The sequence below is a fragment of the uncultured Dubosiella sp. genome, assembly GCF_964018005.1.
GTDB classification, from domain to species: domain Bacteria; phylum Bacillota_I; class Bacilli_A; order Erysipelotrichales; family Erysipelotrichaceae; genus Dubosiella; species Dubosiella muris.
In genome coordinates this window covers 21958-40072 of sequence record NZ_CAXHOA010000017.1, presented here as the reverse complement: position 1 = coordinate 40072, position 18115 = coordinate 21958, and the positions used below count along the sequence as shown (strand labels likewise).

18 protein-coding genes are annotated in these 18115 nt (G+C 53.5%); 14 read left to right on the top strand and 4 right to left on the bottom strand.

The window, feature by feature from the left end; all coding sequences use genetic code 11:
• Nucleotides 1-476 precede the first annotated feature (476 nt).
• Entirely contained in the window at nucleotides 477-1253 is a 777-nt protein-coding gene (locus tag ABNS49_RS11115; protein ID WP_135979129.1) for a polyphenol oxidase family protein, read from the bottom strand.
• Nucleotides 1254-1269: 16 nt separating this feature from the next.
• Nucleotides 1270-1446, bottom strand: a complete 177-nt coding sequence (locus tag ABNS49_RS11110; RefSeq protein ID WP_168353481.1) for a hypothetical protein — start codon at nucleotides 1444-1446, stop codon at nucleotides 1270-1272.
• A gap of 182 nt (nucleotides 1447-1628) precedes the next feature.
• Here ABNS49_RS11110 and hrcA point away from each other — a divergent pair, with 182 nt between their 5' ends.
• From hrcA to ABNS49_RS11060, 10 genes are all read left to right on the top strand, one after another.
• Nucleotides 1629-2684 carry a heat-inducible transcriptional repressor HrcA gene (gene hrcA / locus ABNS49_RS11105; RefSeq protein WP_135979128.1) on the top strand — a complete coding sequence of 352 codons (1056 nt, stop codon included), beginning with the start codon at nucleotides 1629-1631 and terminating at the stop codon, nucleotides 2682-2684.
• Entirely contained in the window at nucleotides 2659-3237 is a 579-nt protein-coding gene (gene grpE / locus ABNS49_RS11100; protein ID WP_135979127.1) for a nucleotide exchange factor GrpE, read from the top strand. The genes hrcA and grpE overlap by 26 nt, the downstream gene beginning before the upstream one ends.
• Nucleotides 3238-3253: 16 nt before the next feature.
• Complete coding sequence (gene dnaK / locus ABNS49_RS11095) at nucleotides 3254-5059, top strand: molecular chaperone DnaK (protein ID WP_135979126.1); 1806 nt, start codon at nucleotides 3254-3256, stop codon at nucleotides 5057-5059.
• A gap of 103 nt (nucleotides 5060-5162) precedes the next feature.
• A complete protein-coding gene (gene dnaJ, locus ABNS49_RS11090; protein WP_135979125.1) occupies nucleotides 5163-6320 on the top strand; it encodes a molecular chaperone DnaJ in 1158 nt (385 codons plus the stop codon).
• 400 nt (nucleotides 6321-6720) lie between these two features.
• Nucleotides 6721-7434, top strand: a complete 714-nt coding sequence (locus ABNS49_RS11085; RefSeq protein WP_135979124.1) for an MIP/aquaporin family protein — start codon at nucleotides 6721-6723, stop codon at nucleotides 7432-7434.
• A gap of 102 nt (nucleotides 7435-7536) precedes the next feature.
• On the top strand, nucleotides 7537-9039 hold the full coding sequence (gene glpK / locus ABNS49_RS11080; protein WP_135979123.1) for a glycerol kinase GlpK: 1503 nt from the start codon (nucleotides 7537-7539) through the stop codon (nucleotides 9037-9039).
• Between the two features lie 39 nt (nucleotides 9040-9078).
• Nucleotides 9079-10515, top strand: coding sequence for an NAD(P)/FAD-dependent oxidoreductase (locus ABNS49_RS11075; RefSeq protein ID WP_135979122.1), 1437 nt, complete (start codon nucleotides 9079-9081; stop codon nucleotides 10513-10515).
• Nucleotides 10505-11764 carry an FAD-dependent oxidoreductase gene (locus ABNS49_RS11070; protein ID WP_135979121.1) on the top strand — a complete coding sequence of 420 codons (1260 nt, stop codon included), beginning with the start codon at nucleotides 10505-10507 and terminating at the stop codon, nucleotides 11762-11764. Before ABNS49_RS11075 ends, ABNS49_RS11070 begins: the two co-directional genes overlap by 11 nt.
• A gap of 1 nt (nucleotide 11765) precedes the next feature.
• The gene (locus tag ABNS49_RS11065) at nucleotides 11766-12131 is read left to right on the top strand and encodes a DUF1667 domain-containing protein (RefSeq protein ID WP_348688189.1); all 366 of its coding nucleotides are present in this window, start codon (nucleotides 11766-11768) and stop codon (nucleotides 12129-12131) included.
• 72 nt (nucleotides 12132-12203) lie between these two features.
• Nucleotides 12204-13127 carry a YegS/Rv2252/BmrU family lipid kinase gene (locus ABNS49_RS11060; protein WP_135979119.1) on the top strand — a complete coding sequence of 308 codons (924 nt, stop codon included), beginning with the start codon at nucleotides 12204-12206 and terminating at the stop codon, nucleotides 13125-13127.
• Here the strand turns inward: ABNS49_RS11060 and ABNS49_RS11055 are convergent.
• Entirely contained in the window at nucleotides 13121-13990 is an 870-nt protein-coding gene (locus ABNS49_RS11055) for a YihY/virulence factor BrkB family protein (protein ID WP_290155243.1), read from the bottom strand. The genes ABNS49_RS11060 and ABNS49_RS11055 overlap by 7 nt on opposite strands.
• 51 nt (nucleotides 13991-14041) lie before the next feature.
• Nucleotides 14042-14512 carry a PaaI family thioesterase gene (locus tag ABNS49_RS11050; RefSeq protein ID WP_288341359.1) on the bottom strand — a complete coding sequence of 157 codons (471 nt, stop codon included), beginning with the start codon at nucleotides 14510-14512 and terminating at the stop codon, nucleotides 14042-14044.
• Nucleotides 14513-14865: 353 nt separating this feature from the next.
• Here ABNS49_RS11050 and ABNS49_RS11045 point away from each other — a divergent pair, with 353 nt between their 5' ends.
• From ABNS49_RS11045 to ABNS49_RS11030, 4 genes are read left to right on the top strand one after another with little or no spacing between them, the layout of a single operon-like run.
• On the top strand, nucleotides 14866-15861 hold the full coding sequence (locus ABNS49_RS11045; RefSeq protein ID WP_288341357.1) for a PTS sugar transporter subunit IIB: 996 nt from the start codon (nucleotides 14866-14868) through the stop codon (nucleotides 15859-15861).
• A gap of 18 nt (nucleotides 15862-15879) precedes the next feature.
• On the top strand, nucleotides 15880-16686 hold the full coding sequence (locus ABNS49_RS11040) for a PTS mannose/fructose/sorbose transporter subunit IIC (RefSeq protein ID WP_135979115.1): 807 nt from the start codon (nucleotides 15880-15882) through the stop codon (nucleotides 16684-16686).
• A gap of 12 nt (nucleotides 16687-16698) precedes the next feature.
• A complete protein-coding gene (locus ABNS49_RS11035; protein WP_135979114.1) occupies nucleotides 16699-17610 on the top strand; it encodes a PTS system mannose/fructose/sorbose family transporter subunit IID in 912 nt (303 codons plus the stop codon).
• Nucleotides 17611-17649: 39 nt separating this feature from the next.
• Entirely contained in the window at nucleotides 17650-18039 is a 390-nt protein-coding gene (locus tag ABNS49_RS11030; protein WP_135979113.1) for a DUF956 family protein, read from the top strand.
• Nucleotides 18040-18115 lie beyond the last annotated feature (76 nt).

Genomic DNA, 18115 nt, shown 5'->3' with positions numbered 1-18115 from the left:
GGCCCACCCAACTGATCGCAATTCTGAATACGAAGAAGTGGCAAGATTCTTTCCTATGAAGTCAAAGCCCCAAGGAGAAATTTCGAGTACACATTCGCAATTTCAATTCTAACAGACAAGTAAAATCCATGATGAATACAAAATCAGGTAGAAAGGAAAAGGTATATAGAATGGCTCAGTTAAATGGGCTAATTCATATATACCAGGAAAAAGAAGCAATATCCGCGCATTTTTTGAAACAAAAGAAATAGAAGCGTTTTTAGCCGGTTTACGAAAAGAATTTTTTTTGGTTTTTGAAAAGGAGCGAAAAACGATGGCACCGGTTTGGCGGGTGCGCCATACTAAAGACAAGAAAAAAGCGTACGAATCGCACGCCTTTCTCTTGGTGTTGATACAGGATTCATGAAAAAGCCGGTCGGGCGCTTTCGCTTCCAGCCTGTCTGTGTGAATTTTTTCTGTCCCGGAAGAAAAAGCGCTTAGTTCTCTTCCTTTTTGATGAATCCATACGTAAAGTGTTCGCCGCATTGCTTGTCGTTGCGATACGAGAAGCAGTCGGCGGGCTCTTTTTTTGTGTCCAGCCCGGTCGGGACGATATCCCGCACGCCAAGCCGGCGAAGCATTTCGATGTTCAGTCCCTGGTTGTCGATATACGCCTTGCCGCCGTTTACGCGCCGTATGAAGGGCTCGACATCCAGATCAATCTCGCGTCCCATCGCCTCGATTTGCTCGACCACCTCCATGCCGACCTCCAGGGAATCGAACAAAATCGACGGGGAGAAAAACGCTTTCGTTCGCGCCGGGACGAGGTCGCCGTTTTCGGCCAGCGCCTTGACGGTATGATACGTGATGGCCTGGGCCGTCCCCTTCCAGCCCGAATGGATGGCGCAAACGCACGGGGTTTGCTCGTCGCACAGCAAGATTCCGACACAATCCGCGGTAAAGACGCCAATCAAAACGTTGGGCTCGTGGGTGAAAAGCGCGTCCACATCCATGAGGCTCGTTTCTTTTTTCGTGGCGCCCCGCCCCTTGTGCTCCCGTTTGACTTCGGCGCGGTTGGCCGTGTGCTTTTGCCACGACAGGGCCCAGTTCTTTAAAGGGATTCCTGTCGTTTCGCAAAGGGCGATCCGGTTTTTCAGCACCGCCTTTGGGTCCTGGCAAACGTGGAGCGCCATGTTGTTTTGCTCCGGGGCGCTTTGGTCTTTGAGCGTGACGGCGCCATACACCGTCGTGTCGATCCATTGGATTTGTTTCATCGTTTTTTATGTCCTTTCATTGATTCGCTTCTTTGAGATAGGCGACGATTTGCTCGAACCGGGCGGGATCCTTGATTTCCTTGCCGCGCTCCAGAAAGCGCAGCTCGCCTTTTTTTGTCATCTGCATTTCGATCGGGATCCCCTGCCAGCTAATGTGGCCGATCGTGCGGAACGATTCGCTTTTTTTCTTCATGGTTTCATTGTAGCACGCCAATCTGGAAAAAAGTGCGGGGATCCAAGCATATAAGTCGTAAATTGAGGTGGAATATGACAAGATAAATTTGTCCGAAATAGCACACGAGAGTTGACACTGCTAAAAAGCGTGGTATCATGTTAGCAGATAGACCGAATGAGTGCTAGAGAGGAGCTGACAATATGGAATTGACCCAGCGGCAACGGATTATTTTCAAGAAAGTTGTGGAACAATTTACATATTGCGCCGAGCCGGTCGGCTCGAAAGCGCTGATGCAGCTTCTGGATTTTCCCATTTCGTCCGCGACGATTCGCAACGAGATGGCCGTGCTGGAAAAAGCGGGGCTGCTCGAAAAGACGCACACGTCCAGCGGACGGGTGCCAAGCCGGTTTGGATATCGGTATTATGTGGAAAATTTGATGGAAACTTCCCTGGAGGATCCGATCAAGCATTCTTTACAGGCTTTGTTTTCGCAGCGGCACTACTCGCTGGACGAAGTCGTGGAGAAGAGCTGCAGCATTTTGAGCGAGATGACGAACTTGACCAGCATCGTGCTCGGCCCCGACAGCCGGCACCAGGTGCTCGTGCACGTCCAGCTCGTGCCGATTGATGCCAAGAGCGCGGTCGCGCTCATCATCACCGATACGGGCCACACCGAAACGAAAGTGTTCCACTTCGACGAGGATGTGTCGATGGAAGACTTGCGCAGCTGCACGGAGCTGATGAACGACCAGCTCACCGGCACGCCGATCGACCACGTGATCGACCGGCTCAAGGAAATCGAGCCGCTCATGGCCGCCAAACTGGTGCGCCACGAAGTGCTGTTCGAGGCGTTCGCGCAGACATTCATGCGCTTCGCCAGCGAGAAAGTCGCCGTGGCCGGCCGATGCCATATGTTGTACCAGCCTGAGTTTAGCGACGTCAACAAGCTGCAGCGGCTGATGAAGATTCTCGAGGACAGCGATTTGTTCAAGCAATGGACAGAGCAGGAAAACAACATCGCGATCCCGGTCGGGGAACGCAACGAACTGATCCAGATCGGGGACTGCTCGGTAATCAGCGCGAAGTTTCATTACAGCGATAGCGAGGAAGGGCAGTTGATGGTCATTGGACCGAACCGGATGCAGTATTCCAAAGTGATCGCGCTCATGGATTACATGTCCAGCGTGATCGAGGGTGTATTTGGATTGCACGAAGGAGGAGAGAAGAGCGATGAGCAAACAGAAAAAGAATCGTAACGAGGAAATCAAGGAAAACGAACCGATTGAAACCGTCGAGGACGACGAGCTTCCAGCCGTGGAGGAGGAAGTGGAAGTCGTGATCGACCCGCTTGAACAAAAAGAAAACGAGATCGCGGCGTTGAAAGAAGAGTTGAACAAAGCGAAAAACGATATGGCGCGCGCGTATGCCGACACGGACAACATGCGCAAGCGTCTGCAAAAGGAAACCGACATGGCGAAAAAGTATCGCTTCCAGTCGGCGGCCCTTGAATTTTTGCCAATTCTGGATTCGATGAATCTGGCGTTGACGCAAGTCCCGGAAAGCGAAGAGGCGAAAGGCTTCGCCAAAGGGTTTGAAATGATCCGGACACAGCTCGAGAGCGCACTGCTCAACGAGGGTGTGAAGGAAATAGATGCACAGGACAAGCCTTTTGATCACAACACGATGCAGGCATTGATGCAGGAAAAAGTGGATGGTGTCGATTCAGGCATAGTCGTGGAAGTGCTTCAAAAAGGATACATGTTAAAAGATCGTATCTTGCGCCCGGCCTTAGTTAAGGTCAGTGAATAGAGGAGGATGAAAAATCATGAGTAAAATTATTGGTATCGACTTAGGTACAACAAACAGCTGCGTGGCCGTCATGGAAGGCGGAGAACCAAAAGTTATCCCAAATCCGGAAGGAAACCGCACGACCCCAAGCGTTGTCGCCTTCAAAGACGAGGAACGAATCATTGGTGACGCCGCGAAACGGCAGGCCGTAACGAACCCGAACACGATCGCTTCGATCAAGCGGAAGATGGGTTCCAACGAAAAAGTGGACATTGACGGAAAGCAGTACACGCCACAGGAAATTTCCGCGATGATTCTTTCCTACTTGCGTACATACGCCGAAGAATATCTTGGCGAGCCGGTAACGGAAGCGGTTATCACGGTTCCTGCCTACTTCAACGACGCGCAACGTCAGGCGACAAAAGACGCCGGAACGATTGCCGGCATGAAGGTGGCCCGGATCATCAACGAGCCGACCGCGGCAGCGCTGGCTTATGGTATTGACAAAACGGATAAAGAGCAAAAAGTGCTCGTATACGACTTGGGCGGCGGTACGTTCGATGTCAGCATCCTCGACTTGGCGGATGGTACGTTCGAAGTGTTGTCGACAAACGGTGATACGCACCTGGGCGGCGACGACTTCGACAACAAGATCGTCGACTGGATCGTAGAGCAGTTCAAGAAAGAAAACGGCATTGACTTGCGCAACGACAAAATGGCGATGCAGCGAATCAAGGAAGCGGCCGAAAAAGCGAAGAAAGACTTGTCCGCGACGATGCAGACGCAAATTTCCCTGCCATTCATTTCGGCTGGCGCCAACGGACCTCTGCACTTTGATACGACTTTGACGCGCGCAAAATTCAACGAAATGACAAAAGACCTCGTTGAGCGCACGATCATCCCAATCGAAAAAGCATTGCGCGATGCGGACTTGACTGTAAAAGACATCGACCAGGTATTGCTCGTTGGTGGATCGACTCGTATTCCTGCCGTTCAGGAAGCCGTGAAGAAAGCCACAGGCAAAGAACCAAACAAATCCGTCAACCCGGATGAGGCCGTTGCGCTTGGTGCAGCCATTCAGGGTGGCGTTTTGGCCGGCGACGTCAAAGACGTCCTCCTGCTGGATGTAACGCCATTGACTTTGGGTATCGAGACGATGGGCGGCGTCATGACACCGCTGATCGAGCGGAACACGACGATTCCAACGAAGAAGTCGCAAGTGTTCTCGACGGCACAGGACAACCAGCCAGCCGTTGACATCCGCGTTTTGCAAGGCGAGCGTCCAATGGCCAACGACAACAAGGAACTTGGAAACTTCCAGCTGACTGGAATCGCTCCAGCCCGTCGTGGACAGCCTCAAATCGAGGTTACGTTCGATATTGACGCCAACGGTATCGTCAACGTTTCGGCCAAAGACAAAGCGACCGGAAAAGAACAGTCGATCACGATCCAGAACTCGAATGGTTTGAGCGAGGACGAAATCAACCGGATGGTTGCCGAGGCGGAAGCCAACAAGGCGGAAGACGAGAAGCGAAAAGCGACGATCGAAGAGCGCAACAAGGCGGAAAGCTTCGTAGCCCAGATCGACGCGATGCTCGAGGACAACGGCGACAAGATCGGCGACAAAGAAAAAGAAGAAGTGAAGAAACTGCGCGACGACTTGCAGAAAGCTTTGGACGAAAACAACATGGACGAAGTGAAAGCGAAGATGGACGCGTTGGAAAAAGCGGCCCAGGCGGCAAGCCAGGCGATGTATTCGCAGCCTTCGAATGAGGAAGACATCGACGACGGCAAAAACAACAAAAACGACGACGTCGTTGACGCGGAATTCACGGAAAAATAAGTCATTGACAAATGATTGAAATTCAATAGAATTAAAAAAATGAAAGAACAAGAATAGAAAGAAGTCCGAAAGGACTTCTTCTATTCGCATATGGAGGGATAGCATGGCAGAAAACAAACGAGATTATTATGAAGTGCTAGGCGTCGAAAAAGGGGCCAGCGCGGACCGGATTAAAAAAGCGTATCGTAAAATGGCCATGAAATACCATCCTGACGTCAACAAGGAACCGGGAGCCGAGGACAAGTTCAAGGAAATCAACGAGGCGTACGAGGTGCTTAGCGACGAGCAAAAGCGCGCCAACTACGACCGGTTCGGCTTCGCGGGCGTCGACCCGAGCTTTGGCGGCGGATCCGGCTTTGGCGGATTCAGCCAGTCGGGCTTTGGCGGCTTTGAGGATCTTGGCGACATTTTCGGCTCGTTCTTTGGCGGCGGATCCGGCTTTGGCGGATTCAGCCAGCAGTCCAGAAGACAGAGCCGCCGGCCTCGCCAGGGCGCGGATCACTACATGGAGATGCGAATCAACTTCATGGACGCGGTATTTGGAAAAACGGAAACGATCACGCTGGATGTCGATGAAACATGCCGGCACTGCCACGGGACCGGAGCCGAGTCGCCAGACGACGTGGAAGTGTGCGCGAAGTGCCACGGAACGGGAACGATCATGGAACAGGTGCAAACGCCGTTTGGCACGATTCAGCAGCAAGTGGTGTGCGATGAGTGCCGGGGCGAGGGCGAGAAGATCAAAGTCAAGTGCCACGAGTGCCACGGAAGCGGATACGAGCATCGCAAAGTGAAACTGGATATCAAGATTCCGGAAGGAATCTCCACCGGTCAGCAGATCCGTATTCCGGGAAAAGGGGGCGCCGGCGAGCACGGCGGTCCGAATGGCGATTTGTACATTGAAATCATCGTCAAACCGGATCCGCTCTTCCAGCGTCAGGGAAATGATATTCATGTGACTGTTCCGATCAGTGCGGTGGACGCGACGATTGGAACGACGATCGAAGTGCCGACCGTCCACGGCAAAGTGGAGCTCAAAGTGCCGGAAGGCACGCAGCCAGGACAGCGGTTCCGGCTCAAAGGAAAAGGCGTCAAATCCAAAAAGGGACAAGGGGACGAATTTGTGGAAGTCAAAGTCGAGATCCCGAAGAAAGTCTCCAAGAAGGAAAGAGAGCTTTACGAGCAGATCCGAAGCGGGAAGCACGCGTCGGTTTTCGACAAGCTCAAGGACGCGTTTGACGGCGAAAAAGACAATAAGTAAACCAATCGACGGAGAAGGGTGTAAAAACCTGCATCCGTCTTTTTCTTTGCCAAAAAAATGATTGAATTTGTTTGAATTTATTTCGTAAGTGTTTTTTATATGAAAGAATAATGGAAGAAAAATGTTTGATTTTGTTTATTTTTGGATAAAAATAAGAGTAAATCACTTTATATAAAGCACTACACCCTGAAATTGGTTACATGCTGTAAAAATCATTGTAAAAAACATGAAAATGGTAGAACAAATGCGTTGACGACACAAAAAGTGTTTGTTATTATGGGGTTCCGGAAACGGGTTGTAAACGCTTACACAAAAAGAACCCGTTGATGCATCTGCCGCTCCGTTCATGCCGGCAATTTCGAACGGACGGCTAGAAAAAGAATCAGGAGAATTAAAAACTATGCTACCATACCTTGCAGAATTTATCGGCACGATGCTGCTGATCATTTTAGGATGTGGTGTCGTGGCAAACGTGAATCTGGAACGCTCAGGCATGAAAGGGGCCGGGTCGATCCAAATTACGATTGCATGGGGTCTGGCCGTTTTGATTCCGGCCTTCATTTTCGGGGAAGCCTCGGGTGCCTCCTTCAACCCCGCACTGACACTGGCGCTTGCTTTTGACGGAAGCTTCCCGTGGAGCCAGGTGGCTGGCTATATCGCGGCGCAAGTCGCTGGCGCGTTCGTAGGCGGCTGTATCGTGTATTTGCTTTTTAAAAAGCACTTCGACGCCACGCCGGATCCGGACACGAAGCTTGGCGTGTTCGCGACGGGACCGTCCGTCAGCAACCTTTGGCTGAACTTCTTTAGCGAGTTTGTCGGAACGTTCATTCTTGTGTTCGCCATCAAAGGCATCGGCAACGTGAGCGGTATTCCAGCCGGACTGGACAAGCTGTTCGTATTTGGCATCATCGTGGCTATCGGTATGTCGCTTGGCGGTTTGACAGGCTACGCCATCAACCCGGCCCGCGACCTGGGCCCACGTCTGGCGCATGCGGTGCTGCCAATCAAAGGAAAACGCGACTCCAACTGGAAATACGGACTGCTCGTTCCGATTTTCGGCCCGATCCTTGGCGCGCTGAGCGCGGTGGCTTTGTTCGCCGTTCTGCCTTGGTAAACTTAAAAAGCGAAACCCGCAAATAATCGTAAATTTCGAATTGATCATAATAAAAACCATAATACATATTGGATGAATCCAAAAGAAAGGACCGTTCTTATCATGAACAACAAAAAACAATACATCATGGCGATCGACCATGGAACGACTTCAACGCGCGCGATTTTGTTTGACCACGACTGCCGCATCGCCGGCATCGCCCAAAAAGAGGGCGGCGTGGACTATCCGCATCCGGGCTGGGTGGAGCAGGACGCCGTATCCATCTGGCTGGACACGCTGGCAGTCATGGCCGGCGTGCTGAACAAAGCCGGCATCGACCCGGATCAGGTAGCCGCCATCGGCATTTCAAACCAGCGCGAAACAAGTGTGCTCTGGGATAAAAAAACCGGGCTTCCCATTTACAAAGCCATCGTCTGGCAGTCCCGGCAAACCGCGGACATTTGCGATGAGTGGAAAAAACAAGGGCTGGAAGACATGGTTCGCGAAAAAACCGGATTGCGCATCGACCCGTACTTCTCGGCTTCGAAAATCGCCTGGATGCTGGAGCATGTGCCTGGCGCCCGCGAGAAAGCGGAAAACGGCGAGCTGATGTTTGGTACGATGGACTCCTGGATCGTTTGGAAGCTGACCGGACAGGAACGCCACATCACCGACGCCACCAACGCCTCCCGGACGCTGCTTTGCGATATCGAAAATTTGAAATGGGACGATGAGCTGCTGAAGGCGTTTAACATTCCGCGCAGCATTCTTCCGGACATCGTGCCAACGTCAAGCAACTATGGCACCACGGCGCCTTATCATTTCTTCGGTACTCGCGTTCCGATTTGCTCTATGGTCGGCGACCAGCAGGCCGCGCTGTTTGGACAGCTTTGCGTTGAAAAAGGCATGGCGAAAAACACGTACGGAACCGGCGGCTTCCTGCTGATGAACACAGGAAACGACATCGTCCGTTCGCAAAACGGCTTGTTGTCGACCATCGCATGGCAAATCGGCGACAAAGTCACTTACGCGCTGGAAGGCTCGATCTTCGTGTCCGGTTCCGTGATGAAATGGATGCGCGACGAGCTGGAGCTGTTTGAAAACGTGGGTGAAACGGCCAAGATGGCGGAACGGGCGCAAACGACAGCCGGCGTCTACATCATTCCGGCCTTCGTCGGTCTTGGCGCGCCATACTGGGACGATCGAGCCAAGGCGGCCATTGTCGGGCTGTCGCTGGGCACGAACCACGACCAGCTCGTTCGGGCGGCGCTGGAGTCGATGGCGTACCAGGCAAAAGACGTTCTGGACGCCATGGAACGGGATTCGGGCGTGAAAATCACCCGTCTGAAAGTCGATGGCGGCGCGGCGGCCAACGATTTCCTTCTCCAGTTCCAGTCGGATTTGTGCCAGATTCCGGTAGAGCGGTTCCAGGTCAACGAGCTGACCGCGCTTGGCGCCGCATTCCTGGCCGGTCTGGCAATCGGTTTCTGGAGCGAAGACGATTTGAACATTGAAGTGGAGCGGACTTTCCAGGCCCAGTGCGACGAGGCCGAGATGGAAGCCCGTTTCGAAAACTGGCATCGCGCCGTCGACACGTGCAAGGCGTTCAAACCGCTGGATATTTAAAAAAGATACATTAAACAAAGAAAAGAGGAACGAACAGTCATGGAATATGATGTGTTGATCATAGGCGCGGGCGTGTCGGGAAGCGCCATTGCCCGCGAACTTTCCAAAACCAATCTGAAAACGATTGTGCTGGAAAAAGAGGAAGATGTGTGCGAAGGCACATCGAAAGCGAACTCCGGCATTGTGCATGCCGGCTACGACGCCAAGCCGGGAACGCTGAAAGCGAAGCTGAATGTGCGCGGCAGCCAAATGATTCCCGAACTGGCCAAGACGCTACATTTTGAATACGAAAACAACGGATCGCTCGTGCTGTGCTTCGAGGAAGCGGGCCGGGCCACGATTGAGGAATTGTACGAGCGCGGACAAAAAAACGGCGTGCCCGGACTTCGGATTTTGGAAAAAGAGGAAATCCTGGCTATGGAGCCTTCCATTAACGATTCGATCGTTTGCGCGCTGTACGCGCCGACGGCCGGCATCGTCTGCCCGTTTGGCATGAATATCGCCATGGCCGAAAACGCCGCCGACAACGGAGTCGAATTCGTGTTTGACACGCCGGTGACGTCCATCGAGCGGGATGGGGACGGCTGGCTTGTCAACGGCGAGTACAAAACCAAAATGGTTGTCAATGCGGCCGGGGTTTTCGCCGACGACATGCACAACCTCGTAAGCGATGAGACGATGAAAATCACCGCCCGCAAAGGCGAGTATTTTCTCCTTGACCATGGCGCCGCGTCGATTTGCTCACACACCTTGTTCCAACTGCCAACCGTTTTAGGAAAAGGCGTCCTGATCGCGCCAACCACGCATGGAAACATCCTGGTCGGTCCGACCGCGACCGATATCGAGGAAAAAGACGGAACGAACACGACAAGCGACGGCTACGACCACATTCGAAACAGCGCGGCCATCACGATGAAAGAAATTCCGTATTATCAGGTGATTACCTCGTTTGCCGGCTTGCGCGCCACACCGGAACACGGCGACTTCGTCATCGAGGAAACCGCGCCCGGCTTTATCGACGTGGCGGGCATCGAGTCGCCGGGACTGTCTTCGGCGCCGGCGATTGGCGAAATGGTGGCGGAAATGATCGTCGACGAGCTGAAGCCGGGCAAAAACGAGCGCTACGTTGAAGAGCGAAAAGGATTTGTCCGTCCGAAAGATCTCGACCGCGAGGCATGGAGCGCGCTCATCGCGCAAGATCCGCGCTATGGCACGATCATTTGCCGTTGCGAAACCGTGACGGAAGGCGAAATCGTGGACGCATGCTCGCGTTCCATCCCGGCGCGCAGCCTGGATGGCGTCAAGCGCCGCGTCCGGGCCGGCATGGGCCGGTGCCAAGGCGGGTTCTGCTCTCCGAAAGTCATGGAAATCATCGCCAGAGAAGAAAACATTCCGTTTGACTCGATCCAGAAGGCCAACCAAAACAGCCGGATCATCACGGGAAAAGACAAAGAAGGTGCGACATATGAACGATAAGAAACAACTGGTGGTCATCGGCGGCGGGCCTGCCGGTCTGGCGGCGGCCATCGCGGCGAAAAAAGCGGGTCTGGACGACATTTTGATTTTGGAACGCGACGAGCGTCTGGGTGGCATTTTGAATCAATGCATCCACAACGGATTTGGATTGCATACATTCAAGGAAGAGCTGACAGGACCGGAATACGCGCAGCGCTTCATCGACCAGGCCAAGGCGCTGGACATCCCGTACTTGCTGGATACGATGGTGCTTGAAATCGACGACAACAAAAACGTGACGTACATCAACCACAACGACGGCTTGCGCACCGTACAGGCGGACGCGATCGTTTTGGCGATGGGATGCCGCGAGCGGCCACGTGGCGCGCTGAACATTCCGGGGTATCGGCCGGCGGGCATTTACTCGGCGGGAACGGCGCAAAAGCTCGTAAACATCGACGGGTTTATGCCGGGCAAGGATGTCGTGATTCTTGGATCGGGCGATATCGGCTTGATCATGGCGCGGCGGATGACGCTGGAAGGCGCCAAAGTCCATGTCGTGGCGGAGCTGATGCCGTTTTCCGGCGGGTTGAAGCGAAACATCGTGCAGTGTCTGGACGATTACGGCATTCCGCTGAAGCTGTCGCATACCGTTGTCGACATCAAAGGCAAGGACCGGGTCGAATCGGTGACTATCGCGCAGGTGGGACCGGATCGCAAGCCGATCGCGGGAACGGAAATCGAGTATCCGTGCGACACGCTGCTGCTGAGCTGCGGGCTGATTCCGGAAAACGAGTTGTCGAATCAGGCGGGCATCGAGATGAACCGGGTGACAAACGGCCCGAAAGTCAACGAATCGCTGGAAACGAGCGTGGAAGGCGTGTTCGCGTGCGGCAACGTGCTGCATGTGCACGACCTGGTCGATTTCGTTTCGCAGGAGGCGGCCACCGCGGGGGCCAAAGCGGCGGAATACGTGCTGCACGGACTGGAAAAGAGCGGGCATGAAATTCCGATCACGGTTCGTGGCATCGTCCGCTACACGGTGCCGGGCACGATTGATCCGGCGCGGATGGACAACGAGCAAACCGTTCGTTTCCGCGTTGGCTCGGTGCTGAAAGGCGGTTTTATCAACGTGCTGGTGGACGGCGAGCGCAAAGTGCATAAAAAACGGCTGATCATGGCGCCGGGGGAAATGGAGTCCGTCGTGCTGAAAAAAGAGTGGTTCACGCCGGAAACGAAGGAAATCGTCGTGGAAAGCGAGGAGGCGTAGTATGATCAAGGAACTCACGTGTATCAACTGTCCGCTTGGATGCGCGCTGCGCGTCGAAGTGGGGGAAACCGGAGAAGTCGTTTCGGTCACGGGCAATACGTGTCCGCGCGGCGTGGCGTATGGGCGCAGCGAAGTGACGCATCCGGTCCGCATGGTTACCAGCGTGCTGCCGGTGGACGACGGGGCTTTGCTGATGGTGTCCTGCAAGACGTCGCAGCCGATTGGCAAAGAACAGATTTTTGACGTCATGCGCGCCCTGGGCGATGTGCGTGTCAAAGCGCCGATCCATATTGGCGACGTTTTGGTAGCCAACGTGGCGAACAGCGGCGCGGATATCATCGCGACGAAGGAAGTCGCGGCACAATAAGAGGAAAAAGGTCCGGGCGGGCCTTTTTTGCTTGCGGGTTTAAACGGAAAGAAAAAGAAGTATAATGAGACTATGAAGACGTTATTTTTGGTGTACAATCCCAAATCCGGCGACGGACACATTCGGGCGCATTTGCCGGATTTGTGCGAGTATTTTACCGCGCAAGGCTATGAAACGATCGTTTACCCGACCCAGGCTCCCATGGACGGGATGGAACGGATCGCCGCGCGGGGCGCCGGGTTTGAGCGAATCGTCGTTTGCGGCGGGGACGGCATGCTGCACGAAGGTGTCAATGGCTGGTTCCGGGCGCAAACGGACGCCGTTCTCGGATACATCCCCTCGGGCACGGTCAACGACTTCGCGAATACGCACCGTTTGCCAAAAGACGTGCTGCAAGCGGCGCAAATCGCGGTCCACGGACGCCGCGAATGGATCGACGTTGGCGGATTCAACGACGATTACTTTTCCTATGTAGCCGCGTTTGGCCTGGCGACGTCGATCGCCTACGACACGCCGCATGAAAAAAAGCGTGTTCTTGGCACGCTGGCGTATGTGCTGCAGGCGATGGATGTCGTGGATTTCGCGCACTGGGAAAACAACTGCGTGACGACAAAGATCGAATGGGAGGATGGCGAGGCGAGCGGGGACTTTCTCTATGGCATGGTATCCAATTCCCGCTACGTGGCGGGGCTGGATTCGTTTACGAGGGGGTTGTTCGACTGGAAAGACGGCCGGCTGGAAGGCGTGTTTATCCGGCGGCCGACTTGCCTGCCGGAGCTGAATTCGATTTTGGCCAGCATGGCGAAGAAGTCGTTTGAGGACAATCCGCTGATCATTCAGGTGCAATCGCCGTGGTTTCGCTTCGAAGGCGAGCCGGTCGCGTGGACGCTGGATGGCGAATATGGCGGCACGCATGAAACGGTTTCGATCCGGGTCGTGCCGCAAGCGCTCCCGGTCGCGCTGGCGCAAGAGGAGGAAGAGAGCTTGGATCACTGATTTCGGCTCTCTTTTTTTTGCGCCCGGATGGCGTTGAGCTCGCTGCCTAAAATCAAGATGAGGCTTGTAAGGTACAGCCAGAGCAGCAGGACGATCAAGGCGCCAAGCGTGCCGTAAATCAAGGAGTAGTTGGCGTAGTTTTCGACGTAAAACGAGAAGCAGACGCTCGACGCGATCCAAAGCAGGATGGCGAACACGATGCCGGGCGCGATCGTTCGGATGGGCGCGACGCGATCTAGCGAGAAGGCGTACAGGACGCCCAGAGAGAGGGCCATGAGCCCCGCGGCGGCAACAAAGCGCGCGTATTGCCACAAGGAAAGCAGAAACCGGGACAAGTGGATCGTGTCGGGCAGGAACCAGTGTAAAAAGTACTCGATGACATTTTGTCCCAGCACGATGAGAAGCAGGGAGAAAAACAAGGTGGCGGGCATGAGCACGGTGCAAAGGAGCTGGCGCAGGATGTAGGTTTTCGGACGGGTCCGGTCCGGCTGGCGGAAGCTGGCGCGCACGTCCTGCATGAGCTCCTTGATGGCGCGGAAAGGAAAGTAGACGGAAAAGACGAGCGAGAAAATCAGGATCGTCGTGTTGTAGGATTGCTTGATGTAGGCTAAATACGTCGTCATCATTTCAATGATGCTGGCAGGCAAAAAGCCGGCGCACGCTTTGGCGAGGGCGTCGGGTTCGATTTGGAGCCCGCCAATCAGCGAGGCGGCCAAAATCAAGAGCGGAAAAACCGAGAATAAAAAGTAGTAGGCCAGCGAGGCGGCTTTGCTGCCGAGATCGTCTTCGACGTAGCGGCGCGCCAGGGCGAAGACAAGGGTGTGATCGTAGCGATGAAGAAGCGTTTTGACTCGTTTAAGCATCGTTTTTTCCTCCTTGGTCTTATGATTTCCGATTGGGGACGAAAAGGGAAATCAAATGCTTTCGCCAGATTCGTTTTTGTTTTGGGCGCGGTAGCGCTCCCCGTCCAGAAAGAACATCGTAAATGTCGCGCGGCAAAGAAGCACCTGCTCGTCGTTGTAGATGAACACTTCGTAGACGCCGGTTGTGCGTCCGGCGCTGATTTCGGTGGCGACGCCAATGAGCTTGCCGCCTTTGCCGGGTTTGATGTAGTTGATGGAGCCTGTCAAGGTCACGCTGTCGCGGCCGGTGGCAAAACTCGCCGCGCCGGCGACGGTGTCGGCGAGCGAGAACAGGGCGCCGCCGTGGACGAATCCGTGGATGTTGAGGATGTGCTCGTCGATGATCATTTCGACGCGGGCGAAGCCGCGGTCGATGTCCACGACTTTCATGTCGTTGCTTTGCAAGTACTGGCTGGAGGAGTTCAATCGCTGGATCAGCGCGTTTTTTTCGTCTTCGCGCATCGTTTCTCTTTTGTCGTTCATAGTTTTTATTATACTCGAAAGAAGGAAATTAGGGGAAAAACGAAAAATTTTTGAAAAAAATATTTTATTTTAATCCAGAAAAAGAAATGGGGAACATGGAAAAAAAGCAAGCTTGATTTCTTGGTTTTTCGAAAAAAAAGCTTGGAAAGCCTAAAAAATGGCATAAAAAATGAAAGCGCTAACACATTTCTTGATAATTGTGTGCCGGTCAAAAGAATTGACGCAAAAATATGTAAATGATATAATCCCCTCGAAATGTAAGGGATTTCCTCATTTTACAACGTTGATTTATAAAAGTGGCTTTTCTGAATACGCGTTACAGAAAGGCCGAAACACAGGAGGAAGAAAGAATTATGGTCGGAATCATTATTGCGAGCCATGGAGAATTCGCGAACGGGATCAAACAATCCGGCTCGATGATCTTCGGCGAACAGCCGAACGTCGTTGCCTGCACCTTGATGCCGCACGAAGGACCGGACGATATTCGTAAAAAGATGGAAGACGCGATCGCATCCTTCGAAGATCCGGAACAAGTATTGTTTCTGATTGATCTTTGGGGAGGAACACCGTTCAACCAGGCCAATGGACTGTTCGAAGGACACGAAAAGACTTGGGCGATCGTAACCGGGCTGAGCCTGCCAATGCTCATCGAGTCGTATGCGGCGCGCATGAGCATGGAAAGCGCGCAGGAAATTGCGACGCACGTTATGCAGGCGGCAAAAGACGGCGTGATGATCAAGCCGGAAAGCCTGGCACCGAAAGAGGAAAAAGCGGCGGCAGCCGCGCCGGCAGCGGGCGTGAAAGGCGGCGCCATTCCGGAAGGAACCGTTTTGGGAGACGGACATATCAAATTCGTTTTGGCCCGAATCGACACGCGTCTGCTTCACGGACAAGTCGCGACGACATGGACAAAAACGACGCAGCCGAACCGAATCATCGTCGTTTCGGACGCTGTTGCCCATGACAAGCTGCGGAAGAAAATGATCGAACAGGCGGCGCCTCCGGGGGTTATCGCCAATGTCGTGCCAATTAAGAAAATGTGCGAAGTCGTGAAGGATCCTCGCTTCGGGGATACGAAAGCGATGATTTTGTTTGAAACGCCGGAAGACGCGCTGCGCGCGATCGAGGGTGGCGTGGATATCAAAACGCTGAACCTTGGCTCGATGGCGCACTCGGAAGGAAAAGTCGTTGTCAATAAAGCGATCGCCATGGATAAGAAAGACGTGGAAACGATCGAGAAACTGCGTAAGCTCGGCGTGGACTTCGATGTCCGCAAAGTGCCTTCCGATTCGCCGGAAAACATTGACCACTTGCTGAAGAAAGCAAAAGAAGAATTGAAAACGAAATAACATAGGAGGAAACATTGAATGAATATCCTGACAATGATCCTGATCATCATCGTCGCGTTCCTCGCGGGTATGGGTGGTATCCTGGATGAGTTCCAGTTCCATCAGCCGCTGGTTGCGTGCACATTGATCGGGTTGGTAAGCGGACAACTCGAAGCGGGCGTCATCCTGGGCGGAACGCTTCAAATGATTGCCCTTGGCTGGGCGAATATCGGTGCGGCGGTCGCGCCGGATGCGGCGCTGGCTTCTGTTGCCAGTGCGATCATTCTCGTGTTGGGCGGACAAGGTGTCGGCGGTGTCGACACGGCGATCGCGGTTGCGATCCCTTTGGCTGTTGCCGGCTTGTTCCTGACGATGCTTGCCCGTACGCTGGCCGTTCCAATCGTTCACGTGATGGATCACGCGGCGGAAACGGCGGACTTCAAAAAAATCGAAGTTTGGCAGGTTATCGCGATTTGTATGCAAGGTCTTCGTATCGCGATTCCGGCTGCGTTCCTTCTGGTTATTCCGGCTGAAGTCGTGCAAAACTTCCTTCAGTCGATGCCGGACTGGCTGACAGACGGTATGTCGATTGGCGGCGGTATGGTCGTTGCGGTTGGTTACGCGATGGTTATCAACATGATGGCGACGCGCGAGGTTTGGCCTTTCTTCGCGATCGGTTTCTGCTTGGCGGCGATTTCCGAATTGACGCTGATGGCTCTTGGTGCGATCGGCGTGGCATTCGCCCTGATTTACTTGACGTTGTATGACCGTGGTTCGGCTGCGGCGGCATCGGGTGCCGGCGCGACTGGCGATCCGCTGGGCGACATTTTGAACGATTACGAATAGGAGGAACGAAACATGGCAGATAAAATCGTATTGACCAAAAAAGATCGGTTGTCCGTGGCATGGCGTTCCACTTTCCTTCAAGGTTCCTGGAACTATGAGCGGATGCAGAACGGCGGGTTCTGTTTCTCGATGATCCCGGCGATCCGCAAACTGTATTCAAATAAAGAGGACCAGGCGGCCGCTTTGAAGCGCCACCTCGAGTTCTTCAACACGCACCCTTACGTGGCGAGCCCGATCATCGGTGTTACGCTGGCGCTTGAGGAAGACCGCGCGAACGGAAGCGATGTCGACAACCAGACGATCAACGGTGTGAAAGTCGGCATGATGGGTCCTTTGGCCGGTGTCGGTGACCCGGTATTCTGGTTCACGGTTCGTCCAATGCTTGGCGCGCTGGGCGCTTCGCTGGCGATGTCCGGCAACGTGCTTGGACCAATCATCTTCTTCGTGGCATGGAACATTATCCGCTGGGCGTTCATGTGGTACACGCAGGAATTCGGCTATCAGGCTGGTATGAAGATTACCGACGACTTGTCGGGCGGTTTGCTTCAGAAAGTCACAAAAGGCGCTTCCATCCTGGGTATGTTCGTCCTCGGATCGCTCGTTGAGCGCTGGGTAACGATCAACTTCAAACCGGTTATTTCGACGGTTCAGCTTTCGGATGGCGCGTTCATCGACTGGGCAACGCTTGATCCGGGCGTAGATGGCATTCGTGAAGCTTTGACGCAGCAAGGCCAGGGTCTGGCTTTGGATCCGTTCAAAGTCACCACGCTTCAGGACAACTTGAACTCGCTGATTCCGGGACTGGTTCCGCTGCTGCTGACATTGTTCTGCATGTGGCTGTTGAAGAAGAACGTTTCACCGATCGTGATCATCATCGGATTGTTCATTATCGGTATTTTGGGACACGTGATTGGCTTACTGTAAAAACGGATTCGCACGAATTCAGCATGGCGAGGTGGAACGATGAGTGTCGGTGTTCAATCGAAAAATACAAAAGTCGATTTGGTCGAGAAGGCGACGTCTTTTCTAGGACTGGGTTCCTATGGAAAGATCATGGTTGGCGACCAAGCGTTCGAATACTACAATGACCGCAATCCAAAGGATTTTATTCAAATTCCGTGGGAGGAAGTGGATTATGTCGCCGCTTCTGTCTATAGAAAAGGAAAATGGATCCCGCGGTTCGCGATTTCCACGAAGCACAACGGAATGTACACATTCGCTTCGAAAGAACCGTTGAAAGTTTTGAAAGCGATAAAAAATTATGTTCCCGCGGATCGAATGTTGAAATCGTTGACGTTTTTCCAAGTCATTAAACGTGGATTGAAACGCAAAAACACAATACAAAAACAATAACGAAAAGGGTGAATGGCTTTTGGCCGGCGCCCTTTTTTACTTTTGGCGCGCTCGGCTTTTGGAAGGAGGGAAATCG